We start from the raw sequence: 16,580 nt of genomic DNA, 5'->3' as shown, positions 1-16,580 counted from the left end.
ATTTGCGTCATAGAGAAACATCCCATGTCATCTTTCTTAATGATGTCGCTTTTCATTGTTTTTCTAATCGCTGCATTAGCACTACTACCTCATATTAAGAATATTAAAAATAACTACTAGGATGTCAATAAGTAAAAAAGTACTCAGTAAAGTTCAATTAGTAGATGGAGTATTTATACCGTCAGAAGCATCAGAAGTCATTAGTAGACTCATCAGAGAGAAGATCAATTTTCATAAGTTAAACAGACTATCTATGTGTGAAGAAAATGTAAGTAGTTATAGTGGTTACGATGATAGTCGTGTGACTGAGTTAATCGAAAAAAGAAAAGAATTCAAAGCCATTTGTATTGAAGCAAAATTAACGGGTAAAAAGATTAAAATCAATGGTGTCCTAGAAATAGAAGTCATAGATTAATTCAGTTCTTTAACAAATCACTATGGATCTTCATCTTTTGACAGATAACCTGTCGAATCCAGCATTGCTTTTTTTTATTTTAGGAATACTTGCTTCCCAAGTTAAGAGTGATCTTGAAATTCCTAAAAGTTCATCAAAGTTTATTTCGCTTTATTTATTGTTTGCAATAGGTTTTAAAGGTGGTCAAGAGCTATCGCATAGTGAATTTACAGCGGATATTTATTGGGCTGTTTTCATAGGACTCGCTTTGTCAATACTAATTCCTTTATATACTTTTTTCATTCTAAGACTAAAATTTTCTATTGAGAATGCAGGGGCAATTGCAGCTGCTTATGGATCTGTAAGTGCGGTGACCTTTGTGACTGCAATAAGTTATTTAGAAATGGAAGGGATTCCATTTGGTGGTCATATGGTTGCTGTGATGGCGCTCATGGAAGCGCCTTCTATCATCGTAGGTGTGCTTTTAATGAGCTTATGTTCCAAAGGGGAAGAGCGATCTGCTAGCAAAATATGGGGTCTTGTAAAACATGCTATCACCAACGGTAGCGTTGTTCTTATCCTAGGAAGTCTAGTTATTGGTTACATAGCAAGTGATGCTCAAGCCGCTGGTATAAGACCTTTTACAACAGATTTGTTCAAAGGTTTTTTAGCTGTATTCTTATTAGATATGGGGATTACTAGTGGTAAAAAAATAGGTGTTCTTATCAAAAAAGGTTGGTTTGCCTTAGTCTTTGCAATCGTAGTACCACTTATAAATGGTTGTGTCGTTGCTTTATTATCGGTTTATGTGATACAAGAAACAGGGGATCGTTTATTACTCGCTATTCTAGCTGCAAGTGCATCTTATATTGCTGTTCCAGCTGCTATGAGAATTGCAGCTCCTAAAGCAAACCCGAGTCTTTATTTACCCATGGCTTTAGCGATCACATTTCCGCTTAACATTACTATAGGACTTCCGCTCTATTTGTATTTGATACAATGAAAAATCTGAATAATCCTGTCCTTTTTACTGTGAATGGGGAAAATTAAATTGAAAGGGCATCTGTTTGTATTTAGGGTTACTAACCATTAGTTCATTTAATAAATTATGATGAGGTTCACTAGTTTAACTAATTAATATTTTGCAATTCCTCACTTTAAATTTTCTAGATAGGTAGCCTGAAAAACGTAAGGCTGCAATCCACAAAACCTAAGAATAAATCGCCTATTTGTTAATAGTATGCTAAATTAAGTACTTTGCTTAGCATGGTACTGTAACAAACATAGAAGTTCGTCGTCTATTAAAGAGAAACACATATAACTTAAAACATTAGAACTATGAGAACCTTAAACAACAACAGTATTTCAACACGACTAAAAGAGACAAATTCTTACAATTGGAATTTGAAAAGACGCTACAGATAATCTGAAGGTAACTAACACTTTTAAAAACAAGACTTTTAGATCTCATTTTTGCCGTCTACAGCCATTTAGGCCAGCTTTATTTGAACAAACACCCTGGTTATTTTAGAAATCTATTTGTTCAATAGGACCCTATCTATCTCTGAATATTCCTATTATAGATAGTCCAATTTCAGAATTATTTCAGGGTATTTTTTTGAATGGAGTATGAATATAAATCCAGTACTTATAATTAAAAAACTGATATGTTTAGCCTAAACTTACTAGATCAGCTTGTAAAAAAAATGGCAAGATTGAACGATGGGTTAAATCTGAACTCCTTCAAAAACATAGGATTAATAGAAGTGCGTAAGCCATTTAAAAAAAAATTCGGAGAACTAACTATTGTACTAAACTTCATATTAGCTCAAAATAGATAGAGTCTTATAGAGTTTATAGCTTAAAATATGGCCTTACAGCCCAAAATTTCGGCATTAAATTTTTGTTTAGAACATTCAATATCACTAAGGAAAATTCAAAAAATAAGATAGCAGTTTTTGAATTTTTGTTTTCAAAAGTGGGATTTAATTATAGATCAATAGTAGATAATCGAATTTATCGTAAACCAAGTCAAACTGATTAAACTGAAAGGAAGAATCAATCCTCTTTTGGCATATCAACTTTGGCAGCAGCCGTCTTAAAGGGAATCGCCGCGTTTTGAATGAAAAATTTGAGCTGTGAGCTATTACCTTCTTCTATAGAGCTTAGAATTGACGGATCGCTTGCGAGGACATAGATAAACCTATTAAATTCTTCTTCTAAAATCCCAAGGTCTCCCTTGATGTACTCTTCATAAGTGTGGACTATAAAGTCAAACACCTTTTCATCTTGGTCGAAGTTGACCAATTTTTTCAGTTTTTTGGTTCTGCCAGAGATTTTGTTGATGATCGGGTCTAGAGGCAATGTTCCCCCTAAAATGGCTAGAAGGTGAATAGGCTTAAAGTCACCTGCTGTTTTTAACCGCCTTTGGTTCTTGGTAAGCCGGATGGGTTTTTCGTCTATAATCCCCAGGGACACTACATTGATATTGGGATAGGCGTTAACTTGAACTTCCTCTAAGCGATTGCTCATATCTGGAACTTGAATCCTTAACGTGTCTTGTTCCAAAAGTTCATAAGTTATTTTTTTACTGAAGGTGCTGAAGGAAAGATGAGAAAAAAGTAAGGTATCCCCTATAGTTGCCCTTACATTGAAAATGCCATTAGAATTAGTTCTTGAAAATTTCCCTAAGTTTTTGTTTATAACCGTCACATCTTGAATAATAGAATCTTTATACATCACTATACCCCTCATCTGCTTTTGAGGTTTTGCTTGTGAAAAAAGCACCTCTGGAATTAAATAAGTAATAAAATTAGTTTCATCGGTTATCAAAGCTCCTCTAAAGATATAAATTTTATTTTTTAGCTGAGGTTTCATTGTTTAAAACCCTGTATAAAATCAGTTTGTCAACACTTATCATTCTACTTTATAAAAAAAACTAGACTCAAAAAGGCATGGTGTAAGTTCACGAAATACAAAGTCAAATTAGCAACTGACTTATTAAAAATGCAACTCCCCCTAGTCGGTTCTCTGTTTTTAAACCTCCATTATTGATTTACAAACGTATGGCTACAAGTCACAAAACTTAAGAATAAATCGGCTATTTGTTAATAGTATGCTAAATTAAGTACTTTGCTTAGCATGGTACTGTAACAAACATAGAAGTCTGTCGTCTATTAAAGAGAAACACATATAACTTAAAACATTAGAATTATGAGAACCTTAAACAACAACAGTATTTCAAGAGGATTAAAAGAGACAAAATCTTACAATTGGAATTTGAAAAGACGCTACAGATAATCTGAAGGTAACTAACACTTTTAAAAGCAAGACTCATGAAAACTTTGAAACACTGTCTTTTCCATCGCAGAATACAACTCAGCCAGCAAAACGTTTTTGGTATTCATACCACTGAATTTCAAAATAGATTTAGACTGTTATCGAACCAACTGGTTCATAAACTAGGTCACTAGAAATTATCCACAAAAAAGTTCAGCTGCTAAATTTCAGACCTATGATGAAGTTTAGCAGTTTTTTGGTTCTGCCAGAGATCTTGTTGATGATCGGGTCTAAAGGCAATGTTCCCCCTAAAAGGGCTAGAAGGTGAATAGGCTTAAAGTCACCTGCTGTTTTTAACCGCCTTTGGTTCTTGGAAAGCCGGATGGGTTTTTCGTCTATAATCCCCAGGGACACTTCATTAATATTGGAATAAGCGTTAACTTGAATTTCCTTTAAGCGATTGCTCATATCTGGAACTTGAATCCTTAACGTGTCTTGTTCCAAAAGTTTATAAGTTATTTTTTTACTGAAGGTGCTGAAAGAAAGATGAGAAAAAAGTAAGGTATCTTCTATAGTTGCCCTTGCATTGAAAATGCCATTAGAATTAGTTCTTGAAAATTTTCCTAAGTTTTTGTTTATAACCGTCACATCTTGAATAATAGAATCTTTATTCATTACTATACCCCTCATCTGCTTTTGAGGTTTTTATTGTGAAAAGAGCACCTCTGGAATTAAATAAGTAACAAAATTAGTTTCATCGGTTATCAAAGCTCCTCGAAAGATATAAATTTTAAGTTTGAGCTAAGTTTTCATTGTTAAAAACCCTGTATAAAATCAGTTTGGCAACACTTCTCACCTTCCTTTATTAAAAGAATTAGATTCATAATGGCATTCTTTAATTTCACGAAATACAAAGTCACATTAGCAACTGACTTATTAAAAATGTAACTCCCCCTAGTATGTACCTCGTTTGTAAATCTCATTATTGATTTACAAACGGAAGGCTACAAGCCACAAAACCTAAGAATAAATCGGCTATTTGTTAATAGTATGCTAAATTAAGTACTTTGCTTAGCATGGTACTGTAACAAACATAGAAGTCCGTCGTCTATTAAAGAGAAACACATATAACTTAAAACATTAGAACTATGAGAACCTTAAACAACAACAGTATTTCAAGACGACTAAAAGAGACAAATTCTTACAATTGGAATTTGAAAAGACGCTACAGATAATCTGAAGCTAACTAACAATTTTAAAAACAAGACTCATGAAAACTTTGAAACACTATCTTTTCCATCGCAGAATACAACTCAGCCAACAAAAAGTTTTTGGCATTCACACCACTGAATTTCAAAATAGATTTGAACTGTTATCGAACCAACCGGTTCATAAACTAGGTCACTAGAAATAATCCATAAACGAGTTCAGCTGCTAAATTTAAGACCTATGATGAAGTTCAGCAGTTTGTGGATGACTTCTCTGGAATGATTTATTATTTAAGAGCAATTATTGCTGCTCAGTATTTTATAAATCGACAGGATTACATCCATTTAGCAATAGGGTGTTGTTTTAATCACGCTCATTTTTTGTTAAATGACCTTGTCCAAAAGTTGATTAGTCCTAGAGTGCTGAAAATAAATAAGATATGGGACTCGTGCTAACAGTAAGCCGCGTCCAAGCCGCTTTACCTCATATATCTCCGCAAGCGTAAAAAACTACAGACCATCTTTAGCTATTCCCGAAAAAAACATAAAAGTCCATTAGATATTATATATGAAAGTGTTAGTTTTAATGATACTTATAATACAACGTCCAAAATAGATATATCCCCAATAATGAAGATTTGAATAGGGTTTATACGGATGTTAGCAACATTAGATAAAAAATGAAAATCTTAAGTGAAAATTCGCCTTTAAAATATTTGCCGCGAGAATTGAAAGGAGAACAACTCTTGATTTTCGACTCGATAAGAATTACGTTCGAAATGATTGAACATAATTATTCTTGTCTTGAGGACAGATTATTACAAATATCAAAACCTGAAAACAAGAAAGAAGGTGTTTCCGCTATTTTTAATCACGCTTGGAATGTAATAGACCATACTTCTCGATTTATTAAGATTTATAAAGAATTACCATCTGATAGTAATTACGAAGTTTTGAATTCGATTAAACACGTAAATCCTTTTAGGAATACACTTCAGCATTTGAATGAAAGAATAAATGAATCGTTACTAAAAAACAGAAGTCCTTTTTATGGAATTTTAATCTGGTTTTACCAAAATCCAGTTACAAGCGAAATAAGCCCAATGACATTAATCAGCGGAATTGAATATGGCCCAAAATTTGAATTTACTATGCCAGACTTAACTCATAGCAATAAAGAGATTAATCATATTTGGCTTCAAACAGTAGATAAAAATAAAATTATTAGAACAGATATTTCTCAAATAATTCTTGATTTAAAAAGTATCTGTGAGCAAAACGAAAAGAAACTAATTGAATTATGTAACAGTAAAGGTTTTCAATTATGTGACTGGTCAGAACGAAAAGATATAATGATAAGAATAAAACAAGCACCAAAAAAAGTATAAAAATATTGCCTAACACCGTATAAAAATAATTGCTGTTTTAGGCTTAACCAAAGGTTGTTGCAATTTTGTTACGCCTGATTTTTCTACGGAAAATCCTCGCACGCAAAACCGCAACTTTCTTATAAACATCACGTTATGCACAATAAAATAAATTATGGAGGAAAAAGATTTTGAACCGAAAGTAGAATTTATCCCACCGCCTGATTATGTGGTTAAATTGGATGGAGATAAAAACCTTACCACCTCTGTTCGGACATATTCTGTAACAGTGCCAGAAGATTAAGCTAATGATTTTGTTGTAGAAGTCAGAGCCTCTGTTTTAAAAGATATTAGAGGTACTTTAGATAAACATAGTAAAAGCAACATTCCTTGGCAAGAAATATTGTTAGCTATTACAGCAATTCTTATTGGAGGTTTTTTTAGTGGAATTTTCTCATCATTAAAAATCGACACAAATTTAGGGAAATTGGTTTTTGTTGGATTTCCTATTATATATGCAATTACAGGAACATCCTACTTTTTTATTAGGAGCACTGATAATAAATCTATCTCTGACCTATCCACAGACCTGCTAAATAAGGTTCCAAATCCTGATAACGTACAAAAGAAATAAAATATGAACTTAAATGATATAAGCACACAATTACTCTATACAACTTTTCCAATTTGGGTGGAAAGAAATAATGGAGAGAAATCATTCGGAACAGGATTCATTATTAATCACAAATTGGATGATGAAAAATCTGTTCCATTGCTAGTGACAAATAACCACGTTATTGCAGATGCAAAGCAAATAATCACTGAATTCGTTGCTCTTGAAGGAGACAAGCCTCCTAAGATAAATAAAATAAGAGTTGAATTAAGTGCTGCTACATTTTTATCGACTGCAAACAAAGATTTAGATTTAGCTATACATCCAATTGCTCCATTAATTAATCAATTAAATAGTAATAATACACCTGTTTTTTATAGAACGATTGATGAATCTATAATCCCTTCTAAAAAACAAATTGAAGAATTAAGTGCAATTGAAGATGTTACATTTATCGGTTATCCAAGCGGACTACTTGACCGTGTTAATCTAACTCCCTTAATTAGAAGAGGTATTACATCATCACCAATTTGGAACAATTTTAATGGCGAACAAAAATTTTTAATAGATGCAGGTGTATATCCTGGTTCTAGCGGTAGTCCCGTTTTCATATTCAACCAAGGAAGTTATGGCCATAGTGGAGGTATTATAATGGGGACTCGACTTATATTTGTAGGTATTCTTTCTGAATCGGTTATTAGAAAAGATGAAAACGCTGCAAGTTATTTTTTAGGTCTTGGTGCTGTGATAAATTCAGAAGCTGTTTCAGCTTATGTTAAATCATTTGTAGATAAAAACATCTCAAAAAGTACATAAAACGGTATATTTCAAATACTATTAGCGAACTTGGATGTAGTTGATTTGTTGAAATTGGAGGGTAACATCATTTTAGGTGTAGAGGAAGAAACGATGTTAAATACTTTAGGGAAATCCTAAGAAAATATAATATCGAGCATCATTTTATCATTATGTATTTAGGAGGTTCAGGATTTATTAATGGTTCTAGTTTAGAAGAATTAAGCGAACTCAAAAGACTTAATACAAACTCATATAGTGTGATTTTTGATAGTGAATATGAATCCGAAGGTGCTACACATATATTAGCAAGCATATGAAAAAAATACTACTACTTCTTGTGAACATTTTTATTTTGAATTCCATCAATGCTCAAGAATTTAATAAAAACATAGATAAAGACTCATTATTTCAAGTCATTATTAAAGATGTTCATCCTGATAAAGTTCAAGAGCTAAAAACAGCATATTCCGAGGGAAATGAAATATCAAAAGAATTTTTATTAATGATGTATTCCCTACCAAAAAGTAGCAAGTCAGAATTAATTGGGAATCTTGAAAAAAACGAACAAAAATTGGTTAGTCTACCCTCTAGATTTTCTCATTTGATTTCAGATAGTTTAATTGTGTCGATTGAATTTGTACTCGAAAGCCATATTTTAACTATGCCAGCTGCAATTGATTTAAAAATCTACAAAAAAACAACTGACGGAAAATCAAAACTTATATCAAAAGGACGAAACTTGGAATACGGTTCTGATTCTTTAAATGAAAAATTAAAAATTTTGAATTGGAAGAATTCTACTCTACTTAAGGTAAAAACTATGCTTGAAGAGGTTAATTGCATTTCAATAGAGAATAGTGAAATAACTATAATTGGGTTTGCAAGAAGTGGACTAGGACAATATTCATATGCATTATACAAAGAAAAATCTGAAGAATATATGAAACGTGAATTCGAACAAGGTTGTAATTATATTCATTTTAAAGACAATATCGCTTTAAATTACAAAGGAGGTGCAATTGGACCAATTTGCTTTCCAGACCCGAAATAATACTTTGCCTAAGTAACTAAGTATATGTCCTGCCTAGTCACGACAGGCAGGCTCAGTGGAGTCCGCTATATGATTTGTTGACTGATCCTGTATTTTTAAATAAGGGGGAATTCAATGAGTTGGCAAGAACCTTACAAGAGGAGAAGATAGTTTTTAGAGTGCTTTGCATCCCTTTTTATTCAGTTTCTTATCTAAATAAGGTACTTTTTAGGGAGATCACGCTTTTTTTGTGTAAGAATCTGCTGTTTTTTATCATTTTCCTGCAGTTTGAGTATTATACCAATTTAAACCTATAATGTCTCAATAAATCGCTTTACCGATACGAATTCGGCACAGGCTTTTTTCACCTGCTTTTTATCAAAAACAATTATCGTAACTATTGCTATGCTAATTATTTTTAATTTCAATCAATTAAAAAACCTGTGCTGAGCTACGTCGTAGTATAATTCAAATTTTTAATGCATCATTTAAAAACTAATTTGGTATTAGTTGATTTTTGGTGATAGTTTTCGAGGGTAAGAGGAGTACTTCTTTATTATTGTGTAATTTATTATCAACTTAAGCCTATTCAAATTTAAGTAGTCTAGGTGGCAAGCTATGTTCTGGTTAGGCTTTCATTAAAATTGTAAGGAAAGTGGTATTGAACACTAAAAAGTGAATTGAATAATATCTACAAAAGTGTTAGCTTAGTTGAAAATAAAAAAAATAGCCTCCTTTAATAGATATATACCAACTACTTAAGATTTGAATAGTGTATATACGGATGTTGGCATCAATTACGAGCAATAATAAAAGTTCACTAATTAAGTGAACTTTTATTATTTATTTGTATCTTTACAATATGATAAAAGAAAGCTGTGGAAATAAATTTCGAGAAAGATTATCTGAAAGAACTGTACGAAAATTGTAAGGCTCGAAGCAAAAAACATAGGTTTCAACTAAGTGTTATCAAAAAGTATATACAAACAATAGATAAATTAAGAGTTGCAAAAAATACATAAGAGTTATATCCCATTAGGAGTTTGAATTATGAAAAACTTATTGGCGATAATAAAGGATTAGAATCTGTTCGAGTGGATGGCAAGTATCGAATAGAATTTATAATTACACTAGAAGGAGAAGAACCAGATAGTATTACAATATGCTCAATTATTGAATTGAGTAATCATTACAAGTAATAACTACAAGCAAACACAGGGAAAGATGGAAACAAACAAAGTTTTAACACCAGTACAAGCGACACATCCAGGAGTTTTAATTAAAGATGAATTAGATGCGATACCTGATTTAAACCAAAGAATATTGGCAAAAGAATTAGATGTACAACCTTCATTTTTAAATGAAATTATAAAAGGAAAAAGACCAGTAACCGCAGATATTGCAATTTTATTAGAAAAAATATTAGGTATTTCAGCAGACTATTGGATGAAATTCCAATCTCAATATGAGATTGATAAGGCAAGAGTTAAGCAGAAAAATATTAAAAAAGTTAGAAATATTGAACTATGGAGCATTATCAAAGAATATGTTCCTGTTCGATATTTTAAAAAACACAAATATTTAAATGATGACATTGAAAGTGACATAAAAACAATAAAGAATATATATGAAGTGGAAACTATTGATTCTTTAGTAACTTCTTTTTCTAAAGATAAATTTGCTTATTATCGTAAATCTGATAAGTTAAAAATTGATGAGAAAAATATGTTCGCTTGGAGTTCATTAGCTCAATATGAAGCTAAAAACCAAAAAACGAATACTTTTAATTTTGACAATTTAAATCAACTCTGTATAAACCTGAATAATATCTTTTACGAAAATTCTGGAACACCAGAAAAAGTTAAAGCAGTACTTAATCAATTTGGAATTAAAATGTTGCTGATTGACAAACTTGAGAAAACACCTATTGATGGGTTTTCCTTTTGGTCAGAGAAAAATCCATCTATTGCATTGACTTTGAGATATAATCGGATTGACAATTTTGCTTTTACAATTTTGCACGAAATTGGACATATAGATTTGCATTTGAGAAATGATAAGGATAGGAAATTTATGGACTTGACTAGAAAACAGAATTTGGACAAATGCGAGACTGAAGCAGATAACTACGCTCAACAAAAACTGATTTCTAAAGACATATGGCAAGACATTTTAGACAATCATCTTCCTTTAAACGATGAGAAAATAAAAGCTTTAGGAGATAAACATAAAATTAACCCTGCTATATTATTAGGTCGTGTTTGTTACGAAATGGACTATTATGCAATGAAAACTACGATTGACAAAAAAATGAAATAACTGTGGCTAATAACTAAGCATATGGCGTGCCGATAGCTATCACTTCGACAGGCAGGCTCAGTGGAGTCTGCTCTATGATTTGTTGACTGATCAGGGATTGCTGATAATGGGGAAATCGACGATTAGGCCATAGACCTCAAAAAAGGATAAGGTCGATTTTACATCAAATTAGGCACTGTTTTTCTTTGATGGTTACTTGAAGCAACTGTTTTTTGGGTTGGTTTGTTTCTTTTTATGTGAGTTTCACTCGATATTGCCCTTTTTTCTTCAGTTTAGGCAGTATTCTGCTAGTGCTCTTTTTAGAACTGTTTTTTAATGTTTGTATTCTAGTAGTTTATCCTTTTTAATTTGTTTGTAATCATTTTGGCCCTCGGCTGTCAAAGATGGAAAGTGTGATCAAGGTTTCCTTTTTACAACTCGGACAACAGCTATTTAAGAACTTCTATTGAAAGGCAAAGGTTAATATGTGTGCCAAGTTTTTGTCTCTTAACTGCCGTTGTAATAGCGGTAACTTCCCTTTTTTTCCAACGCACTTAACAGTATTTAAAATTCGCTTCTCAGAATATAATAGCTTGATCAATTTATCTGAATTCACAATCTTTATAAGGTCTTTGTAGAATGCAACTTCAAAAAGCTACATCGTTTCCACGGTGTAAATAAATCCCCAACTATTTAGTTTTATTATTGTCAGTTAGAACTTCAATGCAATGATTAAGTATTCCTTTCAACTGAATTACATCTGATAATTCGATATTATCATTCAGTAGAATCTTAAGAAGTTGCTCAGGAATCGGTTTGGCCTTATCTTTTAGTAGCTTCCCTTTATTTTTTAATTGGACATTAACACTGCGTTCATCTTTAGAACTTCTATTTCGTTTTATCAAGTCCAATTTCTCCATACGTTTTAATAAGGGTGAAATTGTATTGGTGTTTAATAGTAGTTTTTCTGAAATTTGATTTACCGAAAGGTGATCGTTTTCCCATAATACCATAAGTACTAAATACTGAGGGTAAGTTATTCCCATTTCATCTAGATATGGCTTGTATGCCTTTGTGATAAGTCTAGACACCGAATAGATAGGAAAGCAGATCTGATTACTTAATTGTAAGTTGTCCATTAGTTTTTATTTTTATTTGCTCTCCATGACTTCCAAGCACCAGATGACCATAAAACCCAAGCAATTAGGACAGGTTGAAAAAATAAGCGTATCAATCTTGCTTTATCAGAGTTTAATGCTCCAAAGGCATCTTTACTATCCAAATATTGGGCAATATTACCAGGAAAGATTAAGATGAAAAATAAAGCCAGTGCCCAGCCGAACTTTGCTCTTTTTTTCTTCCAAAAAGCTAGGCCAAGACCCAATGCTATTTCTACTATACCTGAAAGTATGACGACTAAATCTTTACTCATTGGAATCCAATCTGGCACCTGAGCCTGAAAGTCGATTCTATTAAAAGTAAGATGGCTAAATCCAGCATAGACCATAAAAATGGCTAAAAGGATTCTAAAAATATTTTGTGTCAATGTTGTCTTAATTTCTTTTTTCATGTCATCTTAATTTATACCGTTTACGATTATATCGTTCACGATACAAATGTAGGTAATTATTATTATGATGCTAGCATTGTTGACTAACTATTAATTCCAAAGGAATAATGATGTGGACTTGACGAATTTTATTTGCCTCTTTTTTATTCCGTAGACTACTCAAAATAAATACGTTATTTAAAGTGAAAAGGGACGGGAAATCAATAAACGAAAATTTTCTGAAGAGATAATTTAAGTTGTGAAAACCATTAGAAGTAAAGTGCTGTTTAATAAAGAACATAACATTACCTATGCGATAATAAGGGGTTTGTGCTTCAAGAAATCACTTATGTGTTAACACTACTATTCCTATCTTCGAAAAAACAACTTATACCAAATTATATTTATAATGCCGTATGAATAAATTGAATTATTTTTTGATTGATTGAAATCAAAAATAACTAGCATAGCCTCAGCTACGGTAATTATTTTTGATGAATAGCATGCGAAAAAAGCCTGTGCCGAATTCATATCGGTAAAACGATTTATTGCGTCATTATAGGTCTAATTTGGTATTAGGTCAATACGCCATACTACAAATAAACTAAACCGTTATTTGTAATTCCCCTCTTTTCCAAAAAAAAATACTTTAAAGTAACGTTTGTATCTTGCTCAATAGCTCATTGCAAGACCGATTTCAAATTGATGCCTTCAAAGCTCGTGCGCAATTCTGTTTGGAATGTAAAACGTCTTTGATATTTACCTATCCAAGGCTAGTGATAATTACACTGATGAATCCTTTATGGATATGTCGTTCAGAATATTTTCTTGTTTTCAATATACATTCTCTTTGGGTTTTTTATTAATCTAAAACCAAAAACAATGGCAAAGAGAAAATTAAAAATGAAAATCATCAATTCTAATGCAGCTGGAATTAATATTGGCAGTCGTTCTCATTTTGTAGCAATTAATCAAGTAAACGCTAATGGACGTGAATTTGGAGTTTACGCTGAGGATATGAAAGATTTAGTGAGGTGGTTACTCGAAAATGATATAAAAACCGTGGCTATGGAATTTACCGGTTCGTAATGGCAAAATTTATTTACTGAATTACAAAATTCATCTATTGAAGTAATTCTAACCAATGAAAAATTCACCAAAATATCCAAGGAAAGAAAACAGATGTTCTAGATTGTATGTGGATTCAAAAATTACATACCCTCGGACTTCTACGAGGAAGTTTTTTGCATGATTTACAAACAGAACATCTAAGAACCTTAGTTAGACATCGCGGTAATTTAATTGATACTACTTCAAAAGCCTCTAAAAGAAGGGCTCAAAATATAAGGTTGATGAATATTAATGAACTAAACGGCATCGCACTAGTTGCTTTCATTAAAAACACGTTAGTGCCTTTACCTGTAAAACAATGCCAACGATTGATGTAAAAAGCGTTAAAACGACTTTTTACATCAACGTCAAGCACAAGGTAAAAGCTAGACTTCTCAGAAATTTATCCATTCTTCTGCGAAATAGTTATGAGCAAGAGCGAACATAAAAGTAATTTTGTGAACTAAATAATCATAACAAGGGCAAACATGACAAATCTAAATTGGACTAGTGAAGATATTCCAAATCAGAGTAATAAAGTTATAGTAATTACTGGAGCTACGAGTGGTTTAGGCAAACAAGCAACTAAAGTATTAGCTAGTAAAAATGCCAAAGTAATACTGGCTGTTAGAAACACTCAAAAAGCAGAAGATGTAGTTATGGAAATTCGTAAAGATTTTCCAAACGCAAAATTAGAAATTAGACATCTTGATTTGGGTAAATTGAAGTCTGTTCAAACTTTTGCTGAAGAATTCACTAGTGATTACAGTCAGTTAGATGTTTTAATCAACAATGCTGGGATTATGATGTGCCCTTATTCTAAAACAGAAGATGGTTTCGAAATTCAGATGGGAACCAATCACTTTGGCCATTTCGCACTTACAGGTCTTTTAATACCACTATTATTAGAAACCAAAGATTCACGAGTAGTCGCAACCAGTAGTATTGCACATAAATCTGGTAGCATAAATTTTGACGACATCAATTGGGAGTCTAGAAAGTACAGCACCATTAAAGCGTATTCAGACAGTAAATTGGCTAATTTATATTTCACCTATGAACTGGTAAGGAAGTACAAAGGCAATCCGAATGCACCCCTATTCACTGTTGCTCATCCTGGTGGGACAAATACAGATTTAGGTAGGCATATGAGCATAACAAGGCTCTTGGCTCCCCTATTTGGTCAAAATGTAGAAACGGGAACATTGCCATCACTTAGAGCAGCCACAGATTTAAATGCTACATCTGGCGACTACTTTGGACCAAAAAGCTTTTTTGAATCTAGAGGATATCCTGTCATAGTTCAGCCAAACAAAATGGCTCAAAACGAAGAAAATGCAAAAAGACTATGGGAGATATCAGAACAATTGACAGGTGTTAAATATTAAAATAAAAAACAGTTTGGCAAAAACTAAACATAATCACAAAAACAGGTATCGGATTATTAGTTCTAGGAGCCATCCTTGAATTAGGTTTTGGAGGATCATTTTTATTCAATTTACCTGGCACACTAAAAAACATAGATTTTCACCTTGTTTCTTATTACTATTTTTGATTTTGGTGCTATAGAAGGTCTTAGTCACACAGGGCGAACGCATTAAAAAAAGTTTAAGTTAATTGGGTAAAAATGAGTGTTAATCACTTAAAATTCATCATATTATTTGTTGTTTTTTAGTTTAAAATATTGTATATTATATTGATAACCAATACTTTATACATTTTGAAAACTACCCAAAAGCTAAAGACCATATTTGGTCAAATACCCGACTTTAGACGTTCTCACAAGCAACTTTACGATTTAGAAAGCATCCTTCTCATCGGGATTATTTCAGTGATTTGTGGAGCAGATTCATGGAATGAAATGGAAAACTACGCCAACTCAAAAGAAGAATTTCTTCGTAGCTTCCTTGATTTGCCTAATGGTATCCCCTCGCACGACACATTTAATCGCGTTTTTTCTAATATTGACAGTAATCAATTTGAAAAATGCTTTATACAATGGGTTAGTGCTCTTGCACAACTACAGCCCAGAGAAATCATTGCTATAGATGGTAAAACAATTAGAGGTGCTAAAGCTGGTGGTAAAAAATCCCCAGTACACATGGTTAGTGCTTGGGCAAATGACAATAATTTGGTTTTAGGACAAGTGAAAGTTTCCCAGAAGTCAAATGAGATCACTGCCATTCCAAAATTATTAAAAGTCTTATCCATAGAAAATACTATTGTAACTATTGATGCTATGGGATGTCAAACTAAAATAGCTAAGGCCATCGTTAAAAAAAATGCAGACTATATCTTGGCTGTAAAAGAGAATCAACCTCAGTTACTAGAGCATATTGAAGATGAATTTAGATTTGGAAAAACTATGGAATCAAACCTTAGCCAAGAACTAGACCATGGCAGAATAGAAACCAGGACGTGCAGTGTAATCAGCAACTTTAAGTTTATTTTAAAAAACAATAACTGGGAAAACCTAACAAGTGTTATAAAAATAGAAAGCAAACGTGAGTTTAAAAACTCACAAAAGCCTGCACAACACGCTATACGATATTATATTTCAAGTATAAAGGCTAGCTCCCAAGATTTTCAAAAAGCCATTCGTTCTCATTGGTCTATAGAAAATAAGTTACACTGGACTTTAGATGTTGCTTTTTCAGAAGATGCTTCTAGAAAAAGAACAGGTAACTCCACTCAAAATTTCTCCATACTCAATAAAATTGCATTAAATTTATTGAAAAATGAAAAATCATTAAAAACAGGGGTGAAGAGCAGAAGACTTCAAGCGGGATGGGACAATCACTATCTGATAAAAGTGCTGAATCTAATGAAAGTTTAATGCGTTTGCCCTGTCTTAGTCACAGAACTTCACTGACTTTATTGAGTGGACTTAGCGAAAATGAAATACTTAAATTCCAAAACGCACCACACCTTTCA

Annotated in this window: 14 protein-coding genes and 1 pseudogene; 10 read left to right on the top strand and 5 right to left on the bottom strand. The window is 32.4% G+C overall.

The window, feature by feature from the left end; translation table 11 throughout:
• Positions 1–121: 121 nt before the first annotated feature.
• A complete protein-coding gene (locus P700755_RS05645; RefSeq protein ID WP_015023768.1) occupies positions 122–415 on the top strand; it encodes a hypothetical protein in 294 nt (97 codons plus the stop codon).
• A 22-nt stretch (positions 416–437) separates the two neighbouring features.
• Positions 438–1,397 carry a sodium-dependent bicarbonate transport family permease gene (locus tag P700755_RS05640; protein WP_015023767.1) on the top strand — a complete coding sequence of 320 codons (960 nt, stop codon included), beginning with the start codon at positions 438–440 and terminating at the stop codon, positions 1,395–1,397.
• 1,055 nt (positions 1,398–2,452) lie between these two features.
• Here P700755_RS05640 and P700755_RS05635 read toward each other — a convergent pair.
• Together P700755_RS05635 and P700755_RS05630 are read right to left on the bottom strand one after the other, a co-directional pair.
• Entirely contained in the window at positions 2,453–3,271 is an 819-nt protein-coding gene (locus P700755_RS05635; protein WP_015023765.1) for a peptidase associated/transthyretin-like domain-containing protein, read from the bottom strand.
• Between the two features lie 615 nt (positions 3,272–3,886).
• Positions 3,887–4,348 carry a hypothetical protein gene (locus P700755_RS05630; RefSeq protein ID WP_211206097.1) on the bottom strand — a complete coding sequence of 154 codons (462 nt, stop codon included), beginning with the start codon at positions 4,346–4,348 and terminating at the stop codon, positions 3,887–3,889.
• Between the two features lie 1,213 nt (positions 4,349–5,561).
• Between P700755_RS05630 and P700755_RS05625 the strand changes: the two genes are divergently transcribed.
• The 5 genes from P700755_RS05625 to P700755_RS05600 all read left to right on the top strand — a co-directional run bounded on the left by P700755_RS05625 (position 5,562) and on the right by P700755_RS05600 (position 11,008).
• Positions 5,562–6,269, top strand: coding sequence for a hypothetical protein (locus P700755_RS05625; protein WP_015023763.1), 708 nt, complete (start codon positions 5,562–5,564; stop codon positions 6,267–6,269).
• A gap of 154 nt (positions 6,270–6,423) precedes the next feature.
• The gene (locus P700755_RS20970; protein ID WP_015023762.1) at positions 6,424–6,552 is read left to right on the top strand and encodes a hypothetical protein; all 129 of its coding nucleotides are present in this window, start codon (positions 6,424–6,426) and stop codon (positions 6,550–6,552) included.
• A gap of 333 nt (positions 6,553–6,885) precedes the next feature.
• Entirely contained in the window at positions 6,886–7,677 is a 792-nt protein-coding gene (locus P700755_RS05615; RefSeq protein ID WP_015023760.1) for a S1 family peptidase, read from the top strand.
• 295 nt (positions 7,678–7,972) lie between these two features.
• Positions 7,973–8,710 carry a hypothetical protein gene (locus tag P700755_RS05610; RefSeq protein ID WP_015023758.1) on the top strand — a complete coding sequence of 246 codons (738 nt, stop codon included), beginning with the start codon at positions 7,973–7,975 and terminating at the stop codon, positions 8,708–8,710.
• A gap of 1,203 nt (positions 8,711–9,913) precedes the next feature.
• Positions 9,914–11,008 (top strand): HigA family addiction module antitoxin, encoded by a 1,095-nt coding sequence (locus tag P700755_RS05600; RefSeq protein WP_015023757.1) that lies wholly within the window; start codon positions 9,914–9,916, stop codon positions 11,006–11,008.
• Between the two features lie 312 nt (positions 11,009–11,320).
• Here the strand turns inward: P700755_RS05600 and P700755_RS21215 are convergent.
• From P700755_RS21215 to P700755_RS05590, 3 genes and pseudogenes are all read right to left on the bottom strand, one after another.
• A pseudogene (locus tag P700755_RS21215) lies at positions 11,321–11,531 on the bottom strand (IS91 family transposase); the annotation flags it as partial.
• A 145-nt stretch (positions 11,532–11,676) separates the two neighbouring features.
• On the bottom strand, positions 11,677–12,126 hold the full coding sequence (locus P700755_RS05595) for a MarR family winged helix-turn-helix transcriptional regulator (RefSeq protein WP_015023756.1): 450 nt from the start codon (positions 12,124–12,126) through the stop codon (positions 11,677–11,679).
• Positions 12,126–12,557 (bottom strand): DoxX family protein, encoded by a 432-nt coding sequence (locus tag P700755_RS05590; protein ID WP_015023755.1) that lies wholly within the window; start codon positions 12,555–12,557, stop codon positions 12,126–12,128. The genes P700755_RS05595 and P700755_RS05590 overlap by 1 nt, the downstream gene beginning before the upstream one ends.
• Before the next feature lie 861 nt (positions 12,558–13,418).
• Between P700755_RS05590 and P700755_RS20600 the strand changes: the two genes are divergently transcribed.
• The 3 genes from P700755_RS20600 (at position 13,419) to P700755_RS05575 (ending at position 16,482) form a co-directional block, all read left to right on the top strand.
• Positions 13,419–13,625 (top strand): hypothetical protein, encoded by a 207-nt coding sequence (locus P700755_RS20600; RefSeq protein WP_245536007.1) that lies wholly within the window; start codon positions 13,419–13,421, stop codon positions 13,623–13,625.
• A gap of 509 nt (positions 13,626–14,134) precedes the next feature.
• A complete protein-coding gene (locus tag P700755_RS05580; protein WP_015023754.1) occupies positions 14,135–15,034 on the top strand; it encodes an oxidoreductase in 900 nt (299 codons plus the stop codon).
• Positions 15,035–15,366: 332 nt separating this feature from the next.
• On the top strand, positions 15,367–16,482 hold the full coding sequence (locus tag P700755_RS05575; RefSeq protein ID WP_076611591.1) for an ISAs1-like element ISPto5 family transposase: 1,116 nt from the start codon (positions 15,367–15,369) through the stop codon (positions 16,480–16,482).
• The last annotated feature ends 98 nt before the right edge of the window (positions 16,483–16,580 follow it).

The organism is Psychroflexus torquis ATCC 700755, assembly GCF_000153485.2.
Classification (GTDB): domain Bacteria; phylum Bacteroidota; class Bacteroidia; order Flavobacteriales; family Flavobacteriaceae; genus Psychroflexus; species Psychroflexus torquis.
The sequence above is the reverse complement of the archived record's forward strand: the minus strand, read 5'-3'. Positions and strand labels throughout refer to the sequence as shown.

What these genes read in the sequence shown, in the direction of transcription:
- P700755_RS05610 (WP_015023758.1), top strand. Translation starts at nt 7,973, where the DNA reads ATGAAAAAAATACTACTACTTCTTGTGAACATTTTTATTTTGAATTCC.
- P700755_RS05595 (WP_015023756.1), bottom strand. Translation starts at nt 12,126, where the DNA reads ATGGACAACTTACAATTAAGTAATCAGATCTGCTTTCCTATCTATTCG.
- P700755_RS05590 (WP_015023755.1), bottom strand. Translation starts at nt 12,557, where the DNA reads ATGAAAAAAGAAATTAAGACAACATTGACACAAAATATTTTTAGAATC.
- P700755_RS05600 (WP_015023757.1), top strand. Translation starts at nt 9,914, where the DNA reads ATGGAAACAAACAAAGTTTTAACACCAGTACAAGCGACACATCCAGGA.
- P700755_RS05645 (WP_015023768.1), top strand. Translation starts at nt 122, where the DNA reads ATGTCAATAAGTAAAAAAGTACTCAGTAAAGTTCAATTAGTAGATGGA.
- P700755_RS20600 (WP_245536007.1), top strand. Translation starts at nt 13,419, where the DNA reads ATGGCAAAGAGAAAATTAAAAATGAAAATCATCAATTCTAATGCAGCT.
- P700755_RS20970 (WP_015023762.1), top strand. Translation starts at nt 6,424, where the DNA reads ATGGAGGAAAAAGATTTTGAACCGAAAGTAGAATTTATCCCACCGCCT.
- P700755_RS05635 (WP_015023765.1), bottom strand. Translation starts at nt 3,271, where the DNA reads ATGAAACCTCAGCTAAAAAATAAAATTTATATCTTTAGAGGAGCTTTG.
- P700755_RS05580 (WP_015023754.1), top strand. Translation starts at nt 14,135, where the DNA reads ATGACAAATCTAAATTGGACTAGTGAAGATATTCCAAATCAGAGTAAT.
- P700755_RS05640 (WP_015023767.1), top strand. Translation starts at nt 438, where the DNA reads ATGGATCTTCATCTTTTGACAGATAACCTGTCGAATCCAGCATTGCTT.
- P700755_RS05625 (WP_015023763.1), top strand. Translation starts at nt 5,562, where the DNA reads ATGAAAATCTTAAGTGAAAATTCGCCTTTAAAATATTTGCCGCGAGAA.
- P700755_RS05615 (WP_015023760.1), top strand. Translation starts at nt 6,886, where the DNA reads ATGAACTTAAATGATATAAGCACACAATTACTCTATACAACTTTTCCA.
- P700755_RS05630 (WP_211206097.1), bottom strand. Translation starts at nt 4,348, where the DNA reads ATGAATAAAGATTCTATTATTCAAGATGTGACGGTTATAAACAAAAAC.